19 protein-coding genes are annotated in these 26,624 nt (G+C 43.9%); 9 read left to right on the top strand and 10 right to left on the bottom strand.

From position 1 onward, the window contains the following. Positions 1-37 precede the first annotated feature (37 nt). Positions 38-1,609, bottom strand: a complete 1,572-nt coding sequence (locus tag PYS60_RS01260; protein WP_315570137.1) for a Mur ligase family protein — start codon at positions 1,607-1,609, stop codon at positions 38-40. Between the two features lie 8 nt (positions 1,610-1,617). Beyond that, complete coding sequence (locus PYS60_RS01255; RefSeq protein ID WP_315570135.1) at positions 1,618-2,895, bottom strand: glucosaminidase domain-containing protein; 1,278 nt, start codon at positions 2,893-2,895, stop codon at positions 1,618-1,620. 37 nt (positions 2,896-2,932) lie between these two features. Here PYS60_RS01255 and malQ point away from each other — a divergent pair, with 37 nt between their 5' ends. From malQ to PYS60_RS01240, 3 genes are all read left to right on the top strand, one after another. Next, a complete protein-coding gene (gene malQ, locus PYS60_RS01250; RefSeq protein WP_315570133.1) occupies positions 2,933-4,501 on the top strand; it encodes a 4-alpha-glucanotransferase in 1,569 nt (522 codons plus the stop codon). Between the two features lie 152 nt (positions 4,502-4,653). Continuing rightward, complete coding sequence (locus PYS60_RS01245) at positions 4,654-6,681, top strand: AMP-binding protein (protein ID WP_315570131.1); 2,028 nt, start codon at positions 4,654-4,656, stop codon at positions 6,679-6,681. Between the two features lie 66 nt (positions 6,682-6,747). Beyond that, a complete protein-coding gene (locus tag PYS60_RS01240) occupies positions 6,748-8,175 on the top strand; it encodes an aminoacetone oxidase family FAD-binding enzyme (protein ID WP_315570129.1) in 1,428 nt (475 codons plus the stop codon). A gap of 134 nt (positions 8,176-8,309) precedes the next feature. Here the strand turns inward: PYS60_RS01240 and PYS60_RS01235 are convergent, their stop codons facing one another. Then, complete coding sequence (locus PYS60_RS01235; RefSeq protein WP_315570127.1) at positions 8,310-9,653, bottom strand: C1 family peptidase; 1,344 nt, start codon at positions 9,651-9,653, stop codon at positions 8,310-8,312. Between the two features lie 93 nt (positions 9,654-9,746). Continuing rightward, a complete protein-coding gene (locus tag PYS60_RS01230; protein WP_315570125.1) occupies positions 9,747-11,294 on the bottom strand; it encodes a UDP-glucose--hexose-1-phosphate uridylyltransferase in 1,548 nt (515 codons plus the stop codon). Between the two features lie 164 nt (positions 11,295-11,458). Here PYS60_RS01230 and PYS60_RS01225 point away from each other — a divergent pair, with 164 nt between their 5' ends. From PYS60_RS01225 to PYS60_RS01210, 4 genes are all read left to right on the top strand, one after another. Continuing rightward, entirely contained in the window at positions 11,459-13,627 is a 2,169-nt protein-coding gene (locus tag PYS60_RS01225; RefSeq protein ID WP_315570123.1) for an efflux RND transporter permease subunit, read from the top strand. A 9-nt stretch (positions 13,628-13,636) separates the two neighbouring features. Then, positions 13,637-16,126 carry a YhgE/Pip domain-containing protein gene (locus tag PYS60_RS01220; RefSeq protein ID WP_315570121.1) on the top strand — a complete coding sequence of 830 codons (2,490 nt, stop codon included), beginning with the start codon at positions 13,637-13,639 and terminating at the stop codon, positions 16,124-16,126. Positions 16,127-16,245: 119 nt separating this feature from the next. After that, on the top strand, positions 16,246-17,382 hold the full coding sequence (locus PYS60_RS01215; RefSeq protein WP_315570118.1) for a serine hydrolase: 1,137 nt from the start codon (positions 16,246-16,248) through the stop codon (positions 17,380-17,382). 48 nt (positions 17,383-17,430) lie between these two features. Further along, positions 17,431-18,000 carry a hypothetical protein gene (locus tag PYS60_RS01210; RefSeq protein ID WP_315570116.1) on the top strand — a complete coding sequence of 190 codons (570 nt, stop codon included), beginning with the start codon at positions 17,431-17,433 and terminating at the stop codon, positions 17,998-18,000. Positions 18,001-18,137: 137 nt separating this feature from the next. Here PYS60_RS01210 and PYS60_RS01205 read toward each other — a convergent pair whose 3' ends face one another. From PYS60_RS01205 to PYS60_RS01195, 3 genes are all read right to left on the bottom strand, one after another. Next, on the bottom strand, positions 18,138-19,574 hold the full coding sequence (locus tag PYS60_RS01205; RefSeq protein ID WP_315570114.1) for a glycine--tRNA ligase: 1,437 nt from the start codon (positions 19,572-19,574) through the stop codon (positions 18,138-18,140). Positions 19,575-19,592: 18 nt separating this feature from the next. Further along, entirely contained in the window at positions 19,593-20,045 is a 453-nt protein-coding gene (gene rpoZ, locus PYS60_RS01200) for a DNA-directed RNA polymerase subunit omega (RefSeq protein ID WP_315570113.1), read from the bottom strand. Between the two features lie 171 nt (positions 20,046-20,216). Next, a complete protein-coding gene (locus PYS60_RS01195) occupies positions 20,217-21,818 on the bottom strand; it encodes an ATP-binding cassette domain-containing protein (RefSeq protein ID WP_315570111.1) in 1,602 nt (533 codons plus the stop codon). Positions 21,819-22,011: 193 nt separating this feature from the next. On the opposite strand from PYS60_RS01195, the gene PYS60_RS01190 reads away from it, so the two are divergent. Continuing rightward, a complete protein-coding gene (locus PYS60_RS01190) occupies positions 22,012-22,926 on the top strand; it encodes a helix-turn-helix domain-containing protein (protein ID WP_315570109.1) in 915 nt (304 codons plus the stop codon). Here PYS60_RS01190 and PYS60_RS01185 read toward each other — a convergent pair. Further along, positions 22,905-24,272 carry a sodium-dependent transporter gene (locus PYS60_RS01185; protein WP_315570107.1) on the bottom strand — a complete coding sequence of 456 codons (1,368 nt, stop codon included), beginning with the start codon at positions 24,270-24,272 and terminating at the stop codon, positions 22,905-22,907. The two genes, PYS60_RS01190 and PYS60_RS01185, sit on opposite strands and share 22 nt — an antisense overlap. A gap of 149 nt (positions 24,273-24,421) precedes the next feature. On the opposite strand from PYS60_RS01185, the gene PYS60_RS01180 reads away from it, so the two are divergent. After that, a complete protein-coding gene (locus PYS60_RS01180; protein WP_315570105.1) occupies positions 24,422-25,330 on the top strand; it encodes an Abi family protein in 909 nt (302 codons plus the stop codon). Between the two features lie 63 nt (positions 25,331-25,393). Here PYS60_RS01180 and PYS60_RS01175 read toward each other — a convergent pair whose 3' ends face one another. Both PYS60_RS01175 and pgmB read right to left on the bottom strand, forming a co-directional pair. After that, the gene (locus PYS60_RS01175) at positions 25,394-25,753 is read right to left on the bottom strand and encodes an arsenate reductase family protein (protein ID WP_390866561.1); all 360 of its coding nucleotides are present in this window, start codon (positions 25,751-25,753) and stop codon (positions 25,394-25,396) included. A gap of 29 nt (positions 25,754-25,782) precedes the next feature. Continuing rightward, positions 25,783-26,463, bottom strand: coding sequence for a beta-phosphoglucomutase (pgmB, locus tag PYS60_RS01170; protein ID WP_315570101.1), 681 nt, complete (start codon positions 26,461-26,463; stop codon positions 25,783-25,785). Positions 26,464-26,624: the final 161 nt, after the last annotated feature.

Raw genomic sequence — 26,624 nt, 5'->3', positions numbered from 1 at the left:
TCCCGCTTCTTTTTTACCTTAACTTCAGCCGCTTGGTCTAATCTTCCAGCCAAAAATCCCGTAAATTGTACTTGGCGGCTAAAGCTGCTCTTATCGCCAACATCGTTGTGTAGTTCGGCAAACAATAAAGACACTTGCCTGCCGGTGTTGCGGCTATGGCCCGATCCAACAAAGTATTATAATCTTTTTCCACCTGCAAATGCTCGGCCGGGTAACCGGCATAGTAAAAGCGGCAAGCTAAATCCAAAGCCCGCTCTCCACCCAGGAAAATCCGATAGTTCTCGCCGGCAATTTCGGCAAAATCAGCCGCCTGTAAGCCTTGGGTCTCCAAAGAAATATCCCAAATCCAGGAAACATCTTTGCCATCGTTAACCTTGGAGTTAAGAGCCAGACACAAGCCGCCCAAATCGGATTGTTCATGCAAATAATCCCACGCCAAATTGAAGCCGGCCGGATTTTTGACCAAAATCAGACAAATTTCTTTATTGTCAGGTAATTCAATCCGCTCCATCCGCCCGAAGGCCGCCTCGATTTTACTCAAAGACGCTGCCATTTTTTGTAAAGAAAAGTCTTTTATTTGCTTGCTGTGCAGGTAGTCCGTCGCCGCCAAAAGGGCTGCAGCAGCATTGTAAGCATTATGGCGACCGCCGACGCATAAATGTAACGCGGCTTTTTCGCCGGCATATGTAAGTTCATAATTGTTCCTGTTCCGGGTCCTGTCGGCAGCGCCGGCTGTTGCCGCGGTTGCTTCCGCCGCAGCTGCCGCCTTAGGGGTAAGCGGCTTAAACACAAGGTCGGCCGGCTGATGGCAGAAATCGCAGCTTTCACATTTGAAGATGCCCAAATGTGCGTAATTGTAGGCGCTGTATTGCAATTCTCGCCCGCAAAAATAGCAGAAATTGCCGTCACCCAATTTACTCGGATGTCCCGGTTTCATCGCCGCCGCATCCGTTCCGAATGTCAAAATTTTACCGTTATGACAGCGATACAGGCTCATACTCATAGCATCATCGGCGCAAGTTATAAAAGTTCGTCCGCTCGGGGCCAATTCCTTGCAGTTACTGTCCGCCTGACAACCTAAGCCTTTGCTTATAAGTTTTCTGGTTGTGGACAATTCGCCGTAGCGATCCAGCTGATCCCGGAATAAATTCGTTAAAACAGTAATCAGCCACGGAACTTGCGTACCTAATTTGCCGTAATAAGCCTCATCAATTTCCATCACCAGAACCAACTTGCTCTCAGTCGGATTCGGATTATCGTTAATCAAGTCTTGGTAATGTTCCAGTATCGCCGCTACTATACCGTCGGTTAAATTAGCACCGGAAACGTTGGTAATCACCTTAAAACCGGCCGCTTCCAAAATTTTCACAAGGAAACGGACAGTAGTGGTTTTACCGTTAGTTCCCGTAACAAAGATTAAATCCCGGCCGCTGACCAGATAAGACAGGATATTCGGTACCAGACGTAAAGCTACTTTACCCGGAAAAACAGTGGCGCCCCGATGTAAGAAGCGCAACATTTTACGAGCCAGACAGGCGGCATAGACTGCCAGATGGCAATTTACCTGCTGCCATAATCCTATATCGGCTCTAATTAACTTTGTCCGCATATTTTCACCTACCTTGTCAACGCCTGTTGTAAGTTTTTGCTAACCAGATTCTTTACATTATAGCCGTCATCCGGATATTGCCCGATTTGACGGAACATTTTTTCTTTGACTGTTTGCAATATCTCCGTTTTTTGTTCATCCGGCAAGGCTTTTACTTCCTCTTTTAATTTTTTTCGACTTATTGTCGCTGCCGGTTTACTTGTATTTTGTCCCTGATTTTTGTCCGTTTGCTGCGAGCGGGATTTTTTCCCGGCTTTTTCGGCTGCTTCTGCGGCTGCTTTTTCATCTCTTCTTTTGACAAAATCTTCCAAAGCTTCCTGTTCTTCCCGTCTTTGCAAATCCGGGAAGCCGGCGCGCAGGCGTTTACCGTCGGGGAAAGCCAATTTATCCAAATAATCCAATTTCTGTTCTTTAATCACTTTCGTAATAGCCGCTCGATAAGACGGGTCGGTGGCATAATGCAAAATAGCTGCAATGAACTGTTCTCTTGTTCCGTCCGCCAGATTCATCAGCACTTCCCGCGCTTCCTCGTGATAGCCGTTCCACCAGATACGGTCATGTTCGAATATTCCGATCTCAAAATTGGCAAATTTCCCGAAAAGGTCGTCAATCGTTACATATTCTCCGTCAATATACTCTTTCGTTTCGTATGTCACCGGCCAGGCGGCGTTGCGATGGCGGCGCGCCATATTATCATGCCATTTCAAACCGAAGCCGTTATTATCCCAATCGGCCAGTTTGTTGGGACCGTCACCGGCTTCAATATAAAGCTGCGCTGCCGTAACTGACGGCCAGACGCCCGTTTCTCTGGCTGCTGCTACTAAAGAGCGTTCATATTTGCTTAGACGTTTCTGAAAATTCATCGGTGTTTCCTGCTTATAACGACGTAACAGCAAAATTCCGGCAATAAGCAGCAGCAGGAGTAACGAAATTATAAGCGGTATCAGCCAAACCCGTTTGCCGCCTGTTTTCCTTTTTTTGCGCCCGACTTTTCCCCGTTTAATCGGAGTATCCATAGTCACTGACGGCACATCGACGTTGATCTTCAACGCTTTCTTTTGCGGTTGCAAAGGTAAGGCTGCTTCCCGGTTTTGCATACTTTGCTGTTCCTGCCGCCTTTTCCGCTCATCAATCTTACCGAATTTCATTAAATTGATTAAGTTCGGCTCGGGAATATCCACCAAAGGTTCAAAATCGCCCTTGTTTCTTATTTGCATAAATGCTTCCGGCTGCTTCAATTCTTCGACATTTGCCTGTAAGTTCTCTTGTTCTTGTGTATTTATCATAAATCAATTCTCTACTTTAGCTAAAAAAATACTTTAAATGTTGCCAAAACGACTGAAAATTTACTACAATAATAGCACAACGGACAATAAGTTTGATTGTTATCAATTGAAAGAGGTTTTGTTTATGCAGCGTTCAGCAGGTTTATTAATGCCGATTACTTCCTTACCGTCACCTTACGGCGTCGGTACAATGGGGCAGGAAGCACGTAATTTCGTTAATTTTTTACAAACGTCCAAACAAAAATATTGGCAAATTTTGCCGGTTTGTCCTACAGGTTACGGGGATTCGCCGTATCAATCATATTCAACGTTTGCCGGTAATCCTTATTGGATTGATCTTGACGATTTGAGCAATTCCGGTCTGCTTAAACCTGACGATTATCAACACATTCATTGGTTCGACGATGAAACGAAAGTTAACTACGGTATCTTATATAATGAAAGAATTAAAGTTTTGCGCATTGCCTGCGATAATTTGCGGCACCATTCCCTGCAAGCGGATTTTCAAAATTTTGTGCAAAAAGAGCAGAAATGGCTGAATAACTACGCTCTGTTCATGGCTTTGAAGCAAAAATTCAACGGGCGTCCTTGGCAAAGTTGGGATGAATATTATCGCTATTACAGCGAAGATAAAGTCTCCAACTGGATGAATGAACTGGGACAGGAAGTTTATTATTGGCAAGCTATTCAATATCTTTTCTTCCGCCAATGGTACGCTTTGAGGCAATATGCTGAGGAACGCGGGATCCGCTTCATCGGCGATTTACCTATTTATGTTGCCGCCGACAGCGTCGATGTGTGGTCCAATGTCGGACAATTTCTCCTGGACGGCAATTTAAATCCGACTGAAGTTGCAGGCTGCCCACCCGACGGTTTCTCACCCGACGGTCAGTTGTGGGGTAATCCTTTGTATAACTGGGAAAAAATGGCAGCGGATAATTTCTCCTGGTGGATGGAACGTTTAGCACATCAATTTCAAATTTATCAAGTTTTGCGCTTGGATCATTTCCGCGGTTTCGACGCTTTCTACGCCGTACCGTTCGGCGAATCTACGGCCAGAAACGGCAGATGGTGCGAAGGTCCGGGCTTGAAATTTTTCCAAAGAATCAAAGAGTGCTTCCCGCAAAATGAAATGATTGCCGAAAATTTGGGTTTTGTCACAGAGTCGATGGAGAAATTATTAGCCGATTCCGGTTTGCCCGGTATGTATGTTTTGGAATTCGCTTTCTTCAATCGCAACGAAAATGCCGATTATTTACCGCATAATTATATTAAGAATTCTTGTGTCTATATCGGTACGCATGATAATAATACCGTTTACGGTTGGATGCAGGAAGTACCGCAGGATGTTGTGCAATATGCGCGGGAGTATCTGCATATTGATGATAATGAAGGCTATAACTGGGGTATGATGCGTGCCGCTTGGGCGACAGTCAGCAATTTGGCCGTTGTCCAGGTGCAGGACTTGTTAGGTCTGGGCAGCGAAGGCAGAATAAATCTGCCGGCTACTATGGGCAATAACTGGGTCTGGCGGATGCGGCGCGGCGCTTTAACCGACGATATTGCGAAGCGAGTCGCTTACTTCATGGATTTATACAAACGTTAAGGGCTGCTTGCAAGCTCAACTTACCAAGCAACGATGGCGGTACCGCAAAGGTATCGCCTTTTCTTTCCGCTTATTTCAACATAGCGGCTTAAATAATGCTAAAATAAGCTAAACGTGCGCCGGCACGAATTTAACTTAGGACGGTTAACACTATGAACTATATAAAAGGCAAAACTTATGTCGAACATCCTGTTTTCTCGGATTTACGGGCACTGCTGAATTACTGTGTCAGCCAATACGGCAATAATGACGCCTACATTTATCGACTGCAGGCAAAGGGGGCCTGTGTACATAAAACTTATCAAAATTTACAGGACGATATTCAAGCTCTGGGAACAGGTTTTTTGCAACTGGGACTTGTAAAATTGCCGCCGGATTATGCCGTTAAATCTCCCGCCTCCCCTGTTAATAAGCCGGCTGCTTACGGTTCGGCCGGTTCTACCGTCTCCTTGGATGAACAAAGACATCGCATCGGCGTAATCGGGGAAAACTCTTATCAATGGATCGTGCAGCACAATGCGACTTTATTCGGTTTGGGTGTTTCCGTGCCTTTAGATAAGCAATTGTCTCTTAACGAACTGAAAGTACTGTTGCAACGCGCTGCCGTTGATATTCTGGCCTTTGATGCCAAACATTACGACTTGGTTAAATCGGTTATTCCCGAGGTTGATTCTTTGCAAACGCTGATTGTCCTCGACGATTGCGACCTGGCGCATACTTTGCAGCAGGAAGATCGGCGCTTTCTGGCTTTTGCGGATATTCTGCAGGCCGGTTATGCGGCAATAGCTGCCGGTGATCATCGTTTTGCTCAAATCGCTCTCGACCCTGATGCTCCGGCCTCTTTAATCTTCACTTCCGGTACTTCTTCCCAATCCAAGGGCGTACTTTTGAGTCATCGAAATATTGCTTTCAATTCCGGTCAGGCTGCCAGACTGCTGAAAATTCCTGTCGGTTCCAGAGCTTTATCCCTGCTGCCCTTACATCATACTTTTGAAAACACCTGCGGCATGTACGGTTTTTGGAATTACGGTATAGCTATTCATATCAACGATAACTTGCGTTACACCGCTTACAATTTGAAAGATTGGCAAATTCAGATTATTCTCTGTGTTCCGGCTATTGTCGAAGCTTTGTATAAACAAATTTGGCGCGGTATAGTTAAGCAAAAGAAGCAACGTCAGATTGAAATTGCCCGTATGGCTTCCAACAGTATGTTGAAGTTGGGTTTGGATAATCGCCGGATGATTTTTAAACAAATTATTGAACAACTGGGTGATTTGCATTGGATGGTTGTCGGCGCTGCCGCCTTAGATCCGGCTATTTCCAACTTCTTTAACGACATCGGTATAGAGTTGTGGACCGGTTACGGTTTAACGGAAGCTGCTCCTTTAATTTCCTGCAATAATCAGAATATTAATATGTTAGGTTCCGTCGGTTTGGTTTGCGCCGATTTGGAGCTGCAGATTTTGTCGGATGAGAAACCGAGTTACTACGAAAACAAGGGTGATAACAGCGGCCTGAACAAATTTAATTTTTTACGTTTTCTCTATCCGGCCAATGAACCTTTGAAAGGTGAAATCTGCGTCCGCGGTAAAAATGTTATGTTGGGCTACTTTGATAACGCAGAAGAAACTGCGCAGGCTATAGATGCCGAAGGTTGGCTGCATACAGGTGATGTCGGCTATCTGAACGATCAGGGCTGTCTTTACATTACCGGCCGCATTAAGTCGATGATTGTTTTAACGAACGGTAAAAAAGTTTTCCCGGAAGAGATTGAAGCGAAATTATGTCATATACCCGGTATCAAAAACGCCTTGTGCTGGGGTGAAGGCAACAGCAGAGAACAAATAGATATTGTTGCTAAATTACAGCTCAATCCCGAAGCGCTGCCTGCTGCTTGTATGGAAGGTGAACTTGATCCGACGTTGAAACTCAATCTCACAGCTGTTAAAGAATATTTATTGGCTGAAATCGCCAAGCTGAATGAGCAATTGGCCGTTTACAAATATATTCGCTATATAGTATTTACTTTGGACGATTTCCTGATGACAACTACTCTCAAAATCAAACGGGCGAAAGAAATTGAGCGTACGCACGCAAGTCTGGCAGCCCTAAACAGCACGCTCAAGGAATTTAACGGTTCTTATTTGCCGACAGCGATGGAAGACACCCAAGCATAAAAACTGCACAAATTTCTCTGCCGTACTGTAACCGGTGCGGCAGTTTCACTATTAACAGAGAATTTTATGGACTTGAACCGCAAGCAGATTACATCAGATTTGGCCATTGTCGGCATGGGCGCCGGCGGTTTGTTTGCCGCCGCTTTAATTACCTTACTGCGTAACGGCAAATTTCTTGAAGCTTTGAATCGCCCTTATGTAGAAACGGAAGTAAAAGACCTCTGGCAAGCGGATTTAACTAAGTTCACTCTTGCCGCCAACTTGAAAATTACTCTCATTGAAGGTCAGGAGCAGGCAGGTAAAAAGCTGAATTTAACCGGCGGACAAAGAGCTAATTTGGCCACCAACCTTACAGAAGAACTTTTAGCGGCAAAATATTTTGCCGCCAAAGACTTCTTGCGTAAAGCGCGCCAATATCTGACGCCTGCGCTCCTGCGTTCTCTCCTATATTCCATGGATATAGCTACATACTACGACGAGCAGGGAAGGCTGTACCCTAAATCCAATCAGGCCAAAGAAGTTACAAGCAAACTACTACATACCGCCTTAGCTAACCCCCTCTCTACCATTTATTATGCTGAAAAAATTACGGATATAAGTATGGACGGGCAACAGCAAATTATTCTCCCCGGCAGCAAACATACATTCATCACTAAGGCCGCGATTTTGGCAACAGGTGGAGCAAGCTACCCTAAAACCGGTTCCGACGGCGCTTTTCTCGAGCGACTTACAGCTAATAAACAGTTTAATTGTTCGGCTTATCCTGCTAAACCGGCTCTGGCCGCTTTACAGCAAAATGACTTTCCTCTAGCTGATTTACAAGGAATAAGTCTGACTGATGTGACTTTAACCTGGGAAACATTGTCCCGTTTAAGCAAGGAAGAAGAACGCCGTTATCAACGCTTGAAACGGCAATCGCTGCAAGGCGACCTGCTGATTAATAAAAAAGGATTTTCCGGGCCTTGTGCCATGAATCTGGCAAGATTTCTCCGAGAAAAAGCAGAGGATAACTCCTTAACCGTCACTTGGTTACCGGCCGAAGCAATTAAAGAAGCGTCGGAAAAATTAAAACAGGCGATTCATGAACGCGATAAAAGGCCGTTAGGGCTATGGTTGAAACAAAATTTGCCCTTACCGGAACGTTTGCAAAATTCTATTCGGGAAAAGCTGCTTACGCAAAAATATCGGCATCAAACGACTATGCCGGTTAAATATTTAACTACCGCCGAAGCTGCGGATTTTCTTGAAGTTTTCTGTCACTGGCACAGCGTTGATTGGCATGTTGCCGATTTACTTCATGCCCAAGTTACTTCAGGCGGAATTAAACGTACTTGTATTGACCCGAATACCATGGCCTGTAAAGCTGCCGCCAACGTCCATATTGTCGGTGAACTTCTGGATATAGATGCTGCTTGCGGCGGTTTCAATTTACTTGCGGCTTTTGCTACCTCTACTTTAGCTGTGAAATCTTTACTTTTACTTCCCGCACAATAATTTAAGATGGGCAGCGATATGTATGATCGTTTCAGTTATTTGGATACGGAGCTGAAGTAACACAATTAATTATAAAAAACGGCGTAAGCAGCAAAAATTCCGCTTACGCCGTTATTATATTATCTCTGCAACAATTATTGCATCATCGCCAAGGCACCGAACGGATCCCAAGGTTCAAGTTCCTTCGGTTTTTCCTGCAAGGCGGCCAAGTATTCTTGCGGCACATACTTTTTATTAACCATAATTTGGTAAGTATACTCATCAAACCAGGCATCGCTCATCGAATAAATACCGTCTTTGCCGACGTCTTTACCCCAGGAGTTTTCCACCTTCCACGTCAAAGACTTGCCGTTTTCATCCAAATCCACACCGGCCAAAACCATAGCGTGGGTCAATAACGACTCGCTGTAGTCCAAGCGTTCGGCCTTGTTCATGTGCTGATATTCGCCCACAGTTAAATCATAATTGAAGCTGTCCAAATCCATGATTCCCTCTTTGCCGAGCAGATTTTTCCCGACATCACAGCCGAACCAGACCGGATGACCGTCTTTGATGGAAGCAACGGCAACTTGTTTCAAAACATCAATCGGGACATTGAGATAGCAAATCGGAGCGGCCTCTTTGACTGAGCCTAAGAATTTAACGGTGTAGGTATGACCGTAAGGCTTATCCGCCGTCGGCGCATTAATTAATGACACCATATTCTCCAAATCCCAAGCAACATAAGTACGGAAAAATTCCTGCGGTGTAGTTTCCGGCAAACGGACATATTTCTTGTCCTTGTTACGATAAGCATAGCTGAATTTCACCGGCGGCTGACCTAAGCACTTTACCAGCAAATTGTATACTTTGTAGAGCATTTCGGCTTTGGCTTCTCTTAATTCTTCTGCTGTTTTACCGGCAGTAAAATGCTGTGTTCTTAACTCGCAGGCAAAGGAGCGCAACATTGTGGTTAAATAAGCAGCCATTCTGGAAGAATTGGAAGAGTGGAAAGTTTCCGGCATTAATTCTTTGGGCACGCAACCGTATTTAGCCAGAATACCCTTGAACATATCCCATTGTCCGCCGTCTTGCACCGGAGCTTGCAACAAATGCTTAATCAAGCGGGAATCTGTTGTTTCATCCAACGTTTCCAAAATTGATTCCAAGAAATAATTGGCTTTCTCCAACTTGTCATAAAAGAAAGTGTAAGCTTGAGAAAACTCGAAAGTTTCCATATTGAATTTTTGCATAATATCCAAGCGGGCAACATTCAAAGCGGAGAACATCCAGCAACGTCCGGATGATTTCTGATTGGTGATTTTACCGATTTTCGGCTCTTCAGAAAAGACAAAAGTATGACGGCGCAGAACTTCCGGATTAACAGAAGCATCATTCAGGCCAACTTTGGCAATTGCACCGGCGACAGCCAGGCTCTGCTTATCGGCTTCATAACGTTCTTTGAACTGATTCAATGTTTTAGCATCTAAGTTTAGCATATATACCTTCCTCTGATTTTTTGCTAATTATACTTCACTTTCGCCGAAAAGCCAAAAAGGCCCCTTGCAGCCGGCCTCCGACCCGGTGTTTTTTCAAAGTGAAGCATAAAAACGTTTAACTCCTTCTATGCCGGCAGCATCCAACTTATAGACACCGGCATCTTCCAAACAGGAAGCAAAAACTTCGCCCACGGCCCGACGCAAAAGCGCCTGCCCCTCTTCCCCGCGAAAAGCTGCCGCACCGTAGCGCTTTAATAAATCACCGGCCCAGGAACTGTGAATTTGTAAAGCAGCATTATTTTCACCTGTCTTACCCTTAATCAGTTCCTGCTGTAATGCCTGCAATTCACTTTGCAAACGGGCAGGTAAAACAGCAAGTCCCATGACTTCAATCAAACCGATGTTTTCTTTCTTTATATGATGCTTGTCGGCATGCGGGTGGAAAATTCCCAACGGATATTCCGGACTTGTCCGATTGTTGCGCAAAACTAAGGCCAGCTCATATTCCTGCCCTAAATTACGGGCAATAGGCGTAATTGTATTATGCTTTTCTTCCTTACCGTCAACTGCCGATTGGGCGAGAATTGCACAGGCCGGATCCGAATAAGTGCGCCAGGCTTGTAAAATTCTGTCGGCGGCACCAACTAAAGCCTCAGCTGCGGCCGAACGTAAACGCAGAACACTAAGCGGCCAGTTAAGATAATCAACTTGGACTTGCGGAAAATCAGGCAGCGGCGGCAAAGAAAAGAGCACTTGCGCCTTTTGCATCGGGAAAACGTAAGCGCCGCCCTGGAAATGGTCATGACTCAGAATTGAACCGCCGACAATCGGCAAATCGGCATTGGATCCTAAGCAATAATGGGGAAATTGCCGTACAAATTCCAGCAAGCGCTCAAAAGTTGGAGCCGTTACCGCCATTTTACGATGGGTAGCGCTCAGGACGATACAATGCTCATTGTAATAGACATACGGAGAATATTGCAGATACCAATCTTCACCGGCCAAAGTCAACGGGATTATTCTGTGATTGCTCCGCCCCGGATAATTCAATCTCCCCTTGTAACCCATCGCCTCTTTACAAAGTACGCATTGCGGATAAGTGCCGGACTTAAGCGTGGCCGCGGCTTTAATGGCGCGCGGATCTTTTTCCGGTTTGGACAAATTGATTGTTATATCGAGCATACCGTAATCGGTCGCCGTCTGCCACTTTTCATCCTTACACACCCGATAAGTCCGAATATAATCGGAAGCTTGGCTGAGATGATAAAAATAGTCGGTTGCAGCTTTGGGACTTTGCTGTTGTAAAAGCCTGAATTTCGCCTCTACCTCACTCGGTCGGGGCAACAGGCAATCCATCAGTTGGCTGTCGAACAAATCGCAGGCGGCAATTGACGTCCCGTCAACCAAATTTTTAATATCCGCCTCCAACAACAGGCCCTGCAAAATATCGACAAGTTGTAAGTCGGCAATTTCCGTCTCTTCTTCCGGTCGCAGCTTACCCGTATACTCGTCTCCGTCCTCCTGCAGCAATGCCAACAGCCGATTGCGGGAATATATAACATCTCCCTCACTTAAAAGCAGACCTTCCCGGCGGCCGTAATTCAATAAAGCTTCTACATAATAATTCAAGCGATTATCCATTTTTATCCTCTTCTCCATCCGGCAAATGATGTTCCTACCCTTTCTATTTTAGCAAAATATTAACCGGATTAACGGATAAAATAAACAATATTCTTGCACATTTTTGCTTTATCGGCGAGCATAAAATGCTATGATGAAGATGCGAATTTATATGAGGATTAATTATGAGAAAATTAGCTGAACAAATCATCAAACATTATCGCTCCGTTATAATCCTTTACTTCATTTTGGCGATTATTTCCTGTTTTACACTACTGCAGGTCAAGGTGCGTTTCGACTTAAGTCATTATTTACCGCCGGCCAGTAATTCCACCCGCGGTTTAAAATTATTGAAGCAGGAATTCAATGATGCTATTCCCAATTTGAACTTGGCGATTAAGGCTGACAGTTTAACTTCAGCTTTGCAATTCAAACAGGAACTGTTGCACTATCCGGGAGTCCAAAGTGTCCGTTTTTTGGACGATATTACCGATATTACCCTCCCGCTCAAATTGCAAAAAGCGGACTATGTCAAAAATTATCTGCAAAAGGGTTTTGCCCGTTACGAGTTGGTCGTACAAACTCATAATTACGGCTATTATATTCAGAAGCTGAAGAAAGACTTGGCGCCGCGGGAAATTTACTTAAGCGGTCAGGCTTTGGATATGGCGTCAGCTAATTTGGCTGTGGGCAAAGAAGTAACACAGATCCTGTTCTACGCCGTACCGCTTGCTTTGCTGATACTTTTTCTGATCAGTTCCAGCGCTTTGGAGCCTTTCATCTTTCTGATTACAATCTTTTTGGCTGTTCTGCTTAATATGGGCACCAACTTTCTTAAAGGAGATTTATCTTTTATCACCCAATCTATTGCCGGCATTATGCAGCTTGCCGTATCTATGGACTATGCAATTTTCCTTTTGCATCAGTTCAAATTATCTCTGGCGGAAGGTGACAATTTACAGGTTGCTTTGGTGAAAGCTGTCTACCGCAGTTTTTCCAGTATTACTTCCTCGGCCGTTACTACTTTTTTCGGCTTTATCGTCCTGCTTTTGATGTCATTTACTCTCGGTTGGGACATGGGCATCGTCTTAGCCAAGGGTATTGTCTTCAGTTTGATTTGTGTCCTGACTTTTTTGCCCTGTCTTATTCGTCTGTTCGCCCCTCTGATCAGCAAGTTATCCTATAAGCCCCCTCTAAGGGCTGAACGTTTCGGCTTTTTGGCTGCTTTTGCCCGCAAGTTCCGTCTGACTTATTTAATTATCGCCCTGTTGCTTCTCCCCTTGGCCTTCATCGCCCAAAAGCGTTGCGATATTTCTTACGGGATGGGCAATTTACCGGCAAACTCGCCCGAATTTAAGGCGCAGCAGCAATTGGAAAGTGTTTTCGGACGTTCTCTGCTTTATGTAGTTATGGTAAATAGAAAAGATTCGCCCGCTACCGCCGCAATGACAGCGGAATTGAAAGATTTGCCGCATGTTAATACCGTTATCAGCTATGCCAATCAAGTCGGCAATGACGTACCGAAAGATTCTCTTCCGCCCGCTTTAATAAAGCAACTTGTTTCACCCTCTTATGAACGAATCATCATTCAAAGCAAATTAAAAGCCGATTCCAAGCCCGCCTTCGCTTTGGCTCAAGCTGTCAGAAAAATTGCCGATAAACACTTGAAACAGCCTTATTATACCGTCGGCGAAGCTTTTACTTTGTTGGATATGAAAAAGGCGATCGAGCACGATAACATCATTATTAACTACTTCATTATCGGCTCCGTCTTTTTCGTTTTACTCTGCAATTTTCGCAACATTATCGTGCCGCTGCTCATTGTTTTAACGATCGAATTTTCCATCTGGCTGAATCTTGCGGTACCTTATTTTTCCTCTACCCGCCTGAATTTTATCGGCTACCTGGTAATTAATACTTTCCAACTGGGAGCAACGGTGGATTATGGCATTTTATTGTGCGAAAAATATCTCAACTATCGTAAAACTTATCCGAAATTGCAAGCTTACACCCGTACGCTCAAAGAAACCTGCGCCTCACTTATGGCTCCCGCTTTCATCTTAAGCGGCTGCGGTTATATTTTAGCCTTGATTTCTTCCATTAACGCGGTTAGCGAAATCGGACAGGTTTTAGGTAGAGGAGCTCTTTTATCTTTGGCAAATGTCCTCTTACTTTTACCAAATTTGTTATATTGGTGTGATAAGCTTATAGAAAAGAGCGACTTAAATCCTTTGTTCGTAAAATTGGGCAATTTGTTACTCAAACTCAAAAGAAGCGGAAAAAACAAGGCCGCTAAGTCCGTTGTACTTGCAACTGCCGTAAACGACAAGCTTAAACAGCACGGCGACAAATAGGAGATTAATATGGCTAACAAAATTATACCTGCAATTGATAAACAGAAAAAATCCCGTTCTCATGCCCGCTCCTCTCATTCCGAGACCCGCTGCACCTCGAGGTTGAAGCTCCGATACCGACTTTTAGCACTGCTCGTTTCACTTCTGCTGATTGCAAGTCTTTTCGCCGGCTTATTGGCAAGCGATTTACCGAAGCAGAAAAGTCCACAGGCAACTTCTACCGCCAAGGCAAGCGCAACGGCAACGGCTGCAGATACCCCGAATCGAGATTATATCAAACACGAACTTATATACAGCAATCTCAACGCTCCGGACGAACTATATGCCGTCAACTACTTCGAAGCTAAAAAAGACTGCAATGTAACCGATTACGGTAATTACAGTGAAACTGTTTCTTTGAAACCGGAAAAAAAGTTGGAAACTTCCAAAGCCGACAATTTAACCGCCGTTAAATTCCCCCTGCAAAAAGGCGAATTTTTCTATTATCAGGCTAAATTGCAAAAAACGTCTCTGCCTTGGAAAATTGAGTATTCTTACCAACTGGACGGGCAGGAAATGACGGCGACGGAGATTGCCGGGAAAAGCGGGCATTTCACGCTGAAAATGAAAATCAGCGCCGATAAGTCCGTCGACTCGAGCTTTTTTGACAGCTATATTCTCCAATTCACCCTCGCTTTGCCGTTAAATTCCTTCCACAACATTAAGGCCGAACAGGCGCAAATAAGTCTGGCTGCCGATAAAACTAATATTGTATTTCTGAAATTGCCGAAACAGGAAGCCGAATATACGGTAACTGCCGATGCGAACAATATTCATATTCCGTCAGCCATGTTGACCGCTTTGCCCTTGACTTTCAAACTTGACGGCAGCAGCTTACTGCAAAAGCAATTAAACGGTTTAAGCCAATTGGAAAACGGTATAAATCAATTACACCTAGCTGCCGGTGCTCTCAGTTCCGGCTATTCCCGGCTGAATCAAGGGATTGAGGAACTTGCCGGCGGCGGTCGGAAATTAGCTTCCGGCAGTGAACAGCTGTTTGACGGCGCAAGCGCTTTCACAGACGGCTTACAGCGTTACAGCGACGGCTTAACACAGTATTTTGCCGGTGTTAAACGCCTGGACGGCGGTATGCAGCAGGTCAAGCAGGCCTTAAGCAGCGACAAATTACAGGCTCAACTGGCTTTTCTGGAAGATCTCAAGGAGTATTTGGACAAGGCTTCGCCGGATATGCAAAAAATCGATTTGCAAAAGTTGGAGCAACAAATGGATTTGTTATTGCAAAGTTTGGATAAAATCCTCTCGCTCTTCAAACAAAATCAAAAATTATTGCTGCAATTAAGCAAAATCAAATTACCGGATATTAATATTGCCGCTCTGCAACAGCAAATCAGCCACCTGGAAAGTCTGATTAAGCAAATTGAAGACTTATTGCCGGCAACTGCCAATCTTGTTCCAAGCCGCTCTCTCCCGCAAGGAAATGCTGTTAGCGACAAGTCCGCCCCCAAGTTGCCTCAAGCCGAAGCTCAAACTGAAAAAAAAGAAGCGCCAAGTCCGAGTGAAAAACGTGAAATGCCGCCCGAGCCGCATTCTTCCCCGGCAGCAGCTGCAGCTGAAAAGCCCCCTGTTAAGGCCCCGACAATCCTGCCTGTAAGCGGCAGTATCGGTCTACCGTTTGCCGGACGTTATTTGTTGACGGCTTTACCTAATCCCCAACCGGCAAATCCTGCCGGCAATATTCGGCAAAAGCTGGCAGAATTGCGCCAAGGACTGCACTCGTTGGCAAGTCAGCTGAATGATATTGCCGCCCTCACACAAAATATCAAGGACTTACAAAAGCTTTTAAACGGCGGTACTGCAAGCAATCCGGCGGAAATCATCGCTAAAATCAGTGAGACTGAAAAACATTTGGCACAAGCGAAGGAACTGCTGCATAAATTCAATCAGAAAAATCAAGGCAAAAAAGAATTGCAACTGAGCGAATTAAGTCAGGCAATCGACCAAATTAAACAGCTGATTGCCGGCTTACAGGAATTAGCCGACGGTTCGGGAAAATTGGCTGCCAATGCCGATTTATTGGGCGAAAAAAAAGGTGAACTCACAAGCGGTTCCGCCAAACTCACAGCCGGTGCCGGTCAATTAGCCGCAGGCAGCGACAAATTGGCTGACGGTCTGGAGCGCCTGGCTGACGGCAGTGAAGAATATCAGACAGGTTTACAGGCTTACACTGCCGGTTTTGCTAAGTTGGCCCAAGCTACCTCGGGCATGGCGCTTAAAGCCCAAAAGCAGATGGAAAAAATGATCGCCGAGTTCCTCGGTCAGAATTTCCGCCCGCATTCTTTTATCGCTGAAAAAAACGCTCCACAAACGGTAACTCAATTTATCATGGTTTATCCGGGCATAAGTTTGCCGGATGAAAAAGCAGCTGCACCCGTTGACGAGCCGCAAGCCAAGTTTTGGGATAAATTAAAAGCTCTGTTCCGCCCGGCGGCAAATGATTAATCCTTTTGCCGGGAATTGCTGTCCTTTGTCCCCGGGGCGTGGTATTGCCGACGCCTTCAATTTACATATATAATAATAACTTTAGTAGCACTCAACAATGACATAATTCAGGGGGGAATATGAATCAGCACAGCCTTGCTCCGCACAGCAACTTCAGCCGCAACGACAGCGCTATAAAACGAGGTAAAATCGGGCGCAAATTAAGCGTGCTCCTGGCTTTAGCCTTAGCCGGCGGCACATTCAGTTCCTGTCAAAAGTCTTCCGAACATAAGGCGAGGCCGCTTGTGCCGCCGACAGAAAAGAGGAAACTTACCATGGCCAAAAACGAACTTAAATTGCCGCAAACAATTTCCACTTTACCGGCTCCCGCAGTCGTTATTTCACCGCAAACAGCCGATCAGGAGGAAATAAGCCGATTAATTCGGCAATATCTGGAGAAAAAGCAACTTGACGGTCGGCACTTGGCCGTCGATGTCCTGAATTTTCGCACGCAAAGCCGCTACACCTTCAACAGCAGTTGTTATTTTACGGCAGCCAGTACCTACAAACTTTGTTTAGCGACTTTATATTATGATTTAGTTGCCCAATCCAAAGTTGCTTTGAGTGACACTTATTTGTTGGACGCTTCCATGACAGATGAGGGCGAAGCGGTGGCCGGCACTTACAAAACCGGTGACTCTATTCCTGTGAGAGAGCTTTTGAAGCATATGGTTATCAGTTCCGACAATACAGCTGCTCACGTTTTATTTCAGCACTTGGGCGGTTTCGACAAATTCAAGACTTTAACCTGCTCTTTCCTTAATATTCAGCCGGATCAGGCTTATTTACAGGAAGGGAATCTAATTAATGCCCAAATTTTAACAGCCTGTGCCCGGGCCATTTATAGCGCTGCGCAAACAACTTATAAACAGTTACTGGAAGATATGACCCAAGCGCAAACTTCAAGATATTTTAATTTGTTGCCGCCAATGCAGCACATAATGGCGCAAAAATACGGTTCTTTTGAAAATGCCATGAATTCTGTCGGCTTCAGTTTGGATGCGAATAATCCTTTTTCTTTGGTTGTCCTGACCGACTTGGGACCGGCGGGCGAACAGGTATTAGCTGAAATTGCCGCTTTGATTTATGCTCATTATCATCCGGACAAATTACAGGCTGAGCAAATTTTGGCGCAAGCTGAAGTTTTCCGAAATTATCCCGTTTATACAGCTGAAGATCAGCCTGCTGTTGTAAATGCCGACGGGGCGGACAATTAAATTATCGTTGTGTTATGATTAAAGGAAATGATTGAAGAGGTAAAACATATGGTCGATAATAATGTAACTGATCCGAAAAATGAAGATAATGCTGTAATTGACCGGCAGACAGAAGAAACGGCTACTGAAACGAGTACAGAAACTAAAGCGGAAACTGTCACGGAAACACAAGTAGAGACAAAGCCTGAAACAAGTAGCGAACCGACAGCAGAACCGCAAGTTGAAACAGCGGCCGTATCTGCGAGCGAGCCGAGTACTTCGTCTTTATTTTTACCCCGCCTACTCTTTTTTCTGCTCTTATTACCGGCAGTCCTTTTAATTTGTTTCTTTTGGGGCTGTAGCCTGATCAGTATTCTCACAGCTTTCAGCGCCTTCTTTATCCTGTTTTATGTAGGCGGCAACTATTGTTTCCCTTTAATCCTATCTTGGAATTATCTACCTATTGATCCGATAATTGCACCTTACTTCGAACAATTTAAGCAGCTTACCCCGGAATGGAAAGCTTTAATCTGCCTGCTGACGGCATTACTGGCAGCAGCTTTAAGCTGTTCTTTCTTCAATATCGCCCAAATAATCGGACAAAAAATAAAGGATAAATGGTATTCTCTCAGCCGCTGACAGCCGCTGAATTAAGCCTGAATCAATCTATCCCGGCGCCGGAAACAGCAAACAAAAAAATACCCGCATCGGACCGCCTATAAGGAGGTACAGCGGGTATTTTCATTTTTACCGGTATGCAAGCGGATGCTGTAAATTTAAAAGAGCGGCAAATGCTCCTGCAACCAGGCGACAGTTTCACTCATCGGTATCCGCACCTGCTCCATCGTATCGCGCTCTCTGATGGTCACTGCCTGATCTTCCGGCGAAGTAAAATCATAAGTCACGCAATAAGGCGTACCGATTTCATCCTGGCGGCGATAACGCTTACCGATAGATTGCCGGCTGTCAAATTCACACATAAAATGCTTGGACAGCTCACGATACAAAGGTAAACACTGCTCGGTCAACTTATTACTCAAAGGCAAAACTGCAACCTTGATCGGAGCGATAGCCGGATGGAAATGCATCACGGTACGACTCTCGCCGTTCTCCAAAGTCTGATCTTCATAGGCGGAACATAAAACAGCCAAAGTAAGACGATCGGCACCCAAAGACGGCTCAACGACGTAGGGAATGTATTTTTCATTGCTCTCGGCGTCAAAATAGCTCAAATCCTGTTTTGAAAATTCCGAATGACGCTTCAAATCATAATCCGTACGATCGGCAATACCCCAAATTTCGCCCCAACCGAAGGGGAAAAGGAATTCCGCATCGCTGGTCGCATTGGAATAGAACGACAACTCTTCTTTGCTGTGATCCCGATAACGCAACTCCTGCGCTTTCAAGCCCAAATCCAGCAGGAACTGATAGCAATAATCTTTCCAGTACTTAAACCACTCCAAAGATGTACCGGGTTTACAGAAAAACTCCAATTCCATCTGTTCAAATTCTCTGGTTCTGAAAGTAAAATTACCCGGAGTAATTTCGTTTCTGAAAGATTTACCGATTTGACAAATGCCAAAAGGCAACTTCAGACGCATAGCTCTTTGCACATTGACAAAATTAACAAATATTCCTTGAGCTGTCTCCGGTCGCAAATATAACTCGGTCGCACTGTCTTCCGTCACTCCCTGATGGGTCTTAAACATCATATTGAAACGACGAATCGGCGTATAATCCAGTTTACCGCAATTAGGGCAAACGATATTATATTTTTCGATAATTTCCGTTAAAGCGGCATTATCTGCGCCTTCAATCTGCAACTGTGCCAATTCCGGTTGTGCTTCTACATGCGCCTGAACAAAATCTTCAACCAAATTATCCGCCCGATAACGGCTCTTACAAGTTTTACAGTCAATTAAAGGGTCATTAAAGTTGCCGACATGACCGGAAGCTTGCCAAACAGTCGGATTCATCAATATGGCTGCATCCAGGCCGACATTATACTCGTTTTCCTGATTAAAGCGCTTCCACCAAGCAGCTTTGAGGTTGTTTTTCAGCAAAACGCCTAAAGGACCGTAATCCCAAGCATTAGCCAATCCGCCATAAATATCGGAACCGGGAAAAACAAAGCCCCGTGTTTTGCACAAAGCTACCAGCTTTTCCATCGTTAAACCGTTTGCATTCTGTCCTTTGACTTTCTCTACCGGCATAATTTCAACTCTTTTCTCTTACTCTTCTTCGTTATCTTCGTTGTCTTCCGCTTCAATCATCGACTCAATGCTGTCGGTGTCCTGATCCATAACGTCTTCCCCGGCAAACTCCGGTTTTTCAGTTGCGGCTGTAACAGTTTCTTTCTCTTCTTCATCGCCTAAGCGCTCATTTCGCTCGGCCATTTTGGCTTTCTCGGCCATCTCCTGGAAACGCAGCTCTCTTTCCTGGCGTTTACGGGCAACAACATCCGGGCGCAAAGGGACTGACGGACGAACGTTTTTCATAACGCCTACTACGCTGTCGGCTGCAAATTCTTCGCAGGCCAAACTTACTTCGTTCTTAGTTGTACTCTTTACCAACGGCAAGCCGCCGTTCACCAACTGTCGGCAACGCTTGGAAATGGCAATAGCGAGACAATAACGATTTTCAACATGTTTTAATAATTTCTCAATCGGTGGATTTACTAACATATTTATCTCCTTATATATGCTAAATTCGCTAACTAATTAATTATAGATTCTTTGTCAAAACAAGTCAAAAAAGCTGTATTAGTTCTATGATTCACTATGATTCACAAATGATAATGTCCCGGTATGGTAGAATCATTATTCCCTAGTTTACTGTATATGCTTCCACGAGAATTATACTTCTTTTAACCTTGACGGTTTATAATCTTCCAGTTTAATAATCTCATCAAAATTACTGTTAACATCTTTGTGTGATATTTCTATAATTGTGCAATTTTGTGCATAAATCAGGCCCCGAATCTCTCGAGCATTAGTCTCATCCAATGCAGCCGTTACCTCATCCACAAGTAAAATCGGCTTAAGTCTTAACAAGCATCTGGCAAGTTCCAGTTTCATGCTCTGCCCTCCGGATAAATTTTGTCCATCAAGTTGAAAATCAAGATTATCCGCCACTGCATCAGCAAGTTTAACTTTCCGTAGAACATCCAATAACTCGTTGTCGGAAAAGTTTTGAAATAATGCTAAATTATCTCTCAAACTTCCCTTAAACACATAAGGGCTTTGATGAATTACAGACACATTAGTATATGACGGCTCATAGCAATTTCCATTTTCATCTTCCAAATATAAGCTGCCGGAAAAGTCGGAATCTTCTCCACTTAATATTCCGAATAAAGTTGACTTTCCGCTGCCGCTTGCTCCGGATAATAAAATTTTATTCCCAAAAGGAATATTAAAGCTTAAATTTTCAAAAAGGATTTTATCTGCAAACGATTTTCTGAGATTTTTAGCCGAAATTTTCAGTTTTTCTTTACCAGGTGATGGATTATCTCCCATAGCCACCTTATCGTCGCTATCATTAATTACATTTAAAGCAGAAATTATTTTATCCTTAATAAATTTAGCTGACTGCAATCTTGCAGTTCCATCAAGAAGTTGCTGCAATGGAGAAATGAGGTTCATCGCAGCTGTCATCATTGCAAGTAAAGTTGTAAGGGTTAAAGATGTTGTCCTTATTAAAAGCAAACCTATCATCAGTGGAAGTACCAGTCCGATTCCTTTCAGCGGACCTGTCCAAAACATAACCAAATTATGTGTTGTAAAATAACTATATTGTTTATTTTCTGTATTTCTAATAGTTCCCAAAACATGGGCCGAAAACGGTTTGCTTGCTTGATTACTGCGAATAACATCTATTCCTTGAGTAAAATCTGTAATTGATTCCATACTTTTTATTCTGGCTGTACTTAATTCTTCTCCTTTTTTCTGCAGTTTTTTATTAAAAACAAACTGCGGTATAATCATTAAGCAGCCACCAATTGTAAACAATAAACCTATTTGAACATTTTGCAGCAGAAGATACGCTACAGATGCTGAAATAGAGAGAAAAAAGACCGGATAAACCAATAAAGGTGCAAGGTATTCCTGCCAAAACATCTGAACATCCTGAGTCAAAAAAGAATTCAGCTCGGACGGCGTATATTTTAGTCTCTTTTGATAAAATTTTTCAATACTTTTTTTAGAAACCAGGATATTAAAATCTTCAATTATTGCTCTTATCATAACATTATTTATGTACATGCAAGCATAAATAAAGACAAACAGCAGCACTCCACCCGCTCCGAATATTAAAATCATGCGTGTATCTTCAACATCAAGTTTTCCGGCTGCCTGTATAAGAAAAGACATAAGCAAGCCTTGGAAAGAATACAATAAAGAAAATAATATATAGATAAGCAATTTTAGTTTAGATATTTTTCTAATAATCGTCAGCATCTTACTCCACCTTTAATTCATAATTTAGTTTATTAGATAAAATTGCAAGTTCAAAACTTTGCATAATATTTTGTTGCATTCGTTGAAAATATCACGTTTGGGGCAAGCTCCGCCTTTTCCCCGCCTTTCATTTTGATTGTTTGTATTATATAATGCTAAAAATTTAAGAAAGGGAAATTTCGGAAATCCGTACATGAACAATCGAGAAAAATTTAAGGCCATTCGCAAGCAGAGAAAACTTTCCCTAAAAGCCTTGGGAAAATTAGCCGGTTCTGCAACCAGTATTTCAGACTTTGAAAATGGACACACTAACCTCTCAAATGATGTACTATTTAAATTATTAGGCTACATGATGGTTGAAATTAATGAATTTTTCGAATGGAAAGACTTCCGGGACAAAGATTTTTATTTAGTCAGTCAACAAATAGAGGACGCTTTGAGGCTTAAGGATATCCCTGCACTATCTAATATTAAAAATCGACTTGAAGAACTGTCTCGTAAAAACGAGCAATATATTTACCTCATTATTTCTCTCGTTTTAGAAGTTATAATATGTGAACTTAAACAGAAAACTGTTGAACAGGCGGTTATACATCAACTATCCGACTACTTTTTTTCCTTAGAGTACTGGACTAATCTGGATGTAGGTCTATTGGGAAATATAGTTCCTTATTTTACAACCGAAGCTTTGATAATATTCACCGATACCATTATGAGCAGCATACCTCAATCTCTGAAAAATAACCTTGATCGCATCAAAATTGATACTGTTTTAAACTGCCTTTATGTTTTTATTGAACGAAAAGAAATTTGTGCCTGTCGAAATCTTTTACAATTACTGTTTTTAAAAAAATATCCCACTTATTTCTTGTTTGAAAAACTTTACTTATATGAACTTCAGTCTATGTATGATTATTTGCAGGGTAAAAAGGAACAAGCTATAAAAACACATGAAGCAATTCTGACAACGCTTAACCTTATTATTAGCCCCGAAAAAATGAACGAGTGGGATTGTTGCTTTCGAAAAATCACTGCTCTATCTTCAAATGAAGTTGAATTTAAAGCTGCAGCCGACAACAGCACGTCTCACCCGATACCGCCGAAATAAGCACCGGCTGTCAACGCCAGCAAACACAAAAAGCAATAAATGTATTTCCCGAAATAGAAAAAGCACTTACCTAAGGGGTGTTTGCTTCCCGAATTAACCTCGGACAGGACCAAATTCATACCGCCGCGCCAAAAAAACATATAAGCGGCCAGAAAAGCGCCCAAAGGGCAAATATAAATTGAAACTATATCCATCCACCTCGCTGTAATCGGATTAATCAGTTGCGCTGCAAGTCCGCCGCACAACAAAACTGCACAAGTAGCCGGAATACGCCGCCACTTCCATTCTTCCTGCAAAACGGCAACAGGGGATTCATACAAATTAATAAGCGAACTTAAGCCGGCCAAAAGAATCCCTACGAAAAAGACAGTCTGCAAAAAATAAGCATAAGGCAAACCCTGCAGGACCTGCACCAGCCAAACAAACAGCAAACCCGGTCCCCCTTGGTTCAAAGGCGCACCGCCGGCTGCCATCGCCGGAATAATTACTAAAGCGGCAAGTAAAGCGGCCAAAGTATCAAATAGAGCCACATGCAGCGCCGCCTGCGGCAGATCTTCATTCTTAGGCAAATAAGAACCGTAAATAACCGAACCGTTCCCGGCAACCGACAAAGAGAAAAAGGCCTGGCCGAAAGCGAAAAGCCAAAGAACAGGATCAGTCATTTTATCCGCCTGCAAGTTGAAAATGTAAGCATATCCCGAGCGGGCGGCAGGCAGGCAGGCTACGTAAACTGCCAGCAACAGAAAAAGAAAAAATAATAACGGCATCATTATTCTATTAGCTCTTTCAATGCCCTTACCTACACCTAAGGCCGAAATTAATAAGCTCAAAGCAATCGCGGCAACTATCCAAATTGTATTATTGGCAGCAGTTTCCTGAAATAACGCCGTTGTATCCGTTATTGTTGCTTTAACCTGCAACAAGTGACCGCTCAAGGCTAAGTAGGTATAGCGGCAAATCCAACTCATAACTACCGTATAACCGACAGCTAATGCCAGACTGCCCAAAACAGGCAAAGCGCCTGCAATCACGGCAATCCGCTCGATTATGGCGTCCTTCCTCTTTCCGTCTCTCGCGTTATTGTTCGCCGTACAGCAATAGATAAAGGCTTTAATTGTTCCCGCCTGCGCTGCCCGGCCCAAAGCAAATTCGCCCGTTACGCCGGAAACTGCCACTATATAAACACAAATTAAATACGGCAGGATGAAGTTCATGCCGCCGAATATTGCCACCATAATCGGGAAACGCCAAATATTTCCCATCCCGACGGCCGAACCGATACAAGCCATGACAAAACCGATTTTGCCGCTGAAAGCAGCTCTTTTTTCCAAGTGGGATACCGACATAGGCTAAAGCCCTCCCTCAATTGAGTTTGCAGCTAAAATATATCGGTGATTATAACATTTTCTACTGAATAAGGGTATAATGTAAGTAATAGGACTCCCCTGCACCTCTCGCAGATGTGTCCCAAGGGGAGACATTAATTTGAGAGTTTATGAGTATTATGCCTAACTTGGACAAACCGTTTAATTTATCGGCATCGGTGCAGGCACCGGTAAATGTCAAGCCGAATAAAAGTCATCGCCAGCAAATGCAAGTATTGCAGGAACACGGTTGTCTTGTTCTGGATGAAAAGCTTTGCACCGAGCGTCTGGCCAATTTGAATTATTATCGTCTTTCGCCTTATTTTCAGGCATTTAAGCGGGCTGACGGCAAGTTTCGTCCCGGTGTCACTTTTGAGCAAATTTATCAAGTTTATGAGTTTGATCGTCTGTTGCGCCAAATCATTTACGGTGTACTGGAGCCGATTGAAATTTCTTTAAGGACGAAGTTAGCTTATTGTCACACTTCCAAATACGGTCCTTTGGGCTATTTGCAGGCGCAACACTTTAATTTACAGCATCAACATGCGCAGTTTCTGCAATCTCTGCAAAATCAGGTACATCTGAATGCCAAATTGCTGTTCGTACAACACCATCTGGATAAATACGGCGGTAAATTTCCACTTTGGGTTATGACGGAATTGTTTTCTTTCGGTATGCTTTCCCGCTTTTATTGTGACCTTTTGACTTGTGACCAAAAAACAATCGCCGCCGCATATCACGTCCAATATCGTCAACTGGCCAGCTGGTTGGTTTGTTTGACGCAGCTGCGTAATATTTGCGCCCATTTCAACCGCCTTTATTATCGTACCTTCAGCGCTGTACCGGCAGGAATAAATGTCGCTCCGGCTGCCGAAAGACGACTTTGGCCGCTCCTTAAAGTTTTGCGACAGCTTTGTCCCCCGGAATTTTTATGGGAAAAAGAAGTAAAAGAGCGTTTGTTGCTGCTGTTAAGCGACTACAAGGATGCTATCGATTTGGCACACCTCGGTTTCCCGGCCGATTGGGCGGATGAAATATAAATTTTCGCTCAAACCGTCACGGCGCTTGCAGAACTTAATTTCTACAAACATAAAGTCCAAGTCCTATGCAAGTTTATCCAGCTTTGCCGCCCATTCTGCTTCCTGAAATCCTACTAAGACAAAATTTTCAGCCACTAAAATCGGACGTTTCAGCAACATACCGTCGCTGATCAATATTTGTCGCTGTTCATCTTCCGTTAAGGTCGCAAGTTTATCCTTCAAATTCAAACGCCGATAAACTTGACCGCTTGTATTGAAAAACCGTTTCAACGGCAAGTTGCTCAATTTTTGCCAACGGACAATGTCCGAAGTCTGTAAATTCGCCGTTTTAACGGAAACGAAATTATAATCGATTTGATGCTCCTGCAGCCATTTTTCGGCTCGCCGACAGGTACTGCAGGCACGATAAGCGTATAAAGTCAACATATTTCACCTCTTATTTTTACAGTATACTACCCAAGATTGTTAAAGGCATGGCGTTGCGAGCCGGTACCCAAAACTACGGGCAATAAATCGCTGATGGCGTGCAAAGTATAATCTACCGCAGTCTGCTCAATCACCTTACCGATTCCCGCCGTTTTAATCCCGGCGCTGACGGCAGCCTGTATTCCGGAAACAGCATCTTCAACCACCAGACATTGATCGGCCGCCAAGTGTAACGCCGCCAGTGCTTTGCAAAAAACTTCTTTATCCGGCTTGGAATGTTGTAATACATTACCGTCAATAATGACTTGAAACTTCGAGCTGATTCCCAATTTATCCAAAATAAAGCGGGCATTGCGACTGGACGAACCGACAGCCAGCTTCACTCCGGCCGCTTCTAAAGTTTGCAGCACTTTCTCGGCACCTGTTGTTAAATCCGCCGGTGTCATCCGCAATAAATATTGCCGATACAGCTCATTCTTGCGCTCCGCCAGCCGGCTTTTTTCCGCCTGCGTGTAAGTGCGTCCGGCCCGCTCCAGGACAATTTCCAAACTCTCGCTGCGACTGATCCCCAACAAGCGTTGATTAATCAGCCTGTCAAAATAAATTCCCTCCTGTTGTGCCAATTGCTGCCAAGCTAAATAATGATATTCATCCGTATGACAAAGAACTCCGTCCAAGTCAAAAATCACGCCTTTAAATTTAACCATGGGCCCCTCCGCCGCAAATATTATCGTTACTGAACAGTTTACCACCTGAATAAATCCGGCGCCAAATATCTACAGCGAGCCGAGCCGAAACGAGCCGCTCCTCTGTGCTGCTGCCGCTGCCGCGGCCCAAGCAGTGCGAGAAACAGGCGAAAAATTTGTAA

Source organism: Amygdalobacter indicium (assembly GCF_029101545.1).
GTDB lineage: Bacteria > Bacillota > Clostridia > Saccharofermentanales > Fastidiosipilaceae > Amygdalobacter > Amygdalobacter indicium.
The sequence above is the reverse complement of the archived record's forward strand: the minus strand, read 5'-3'. Positions and strand labels throughout refer to the sequence as shown.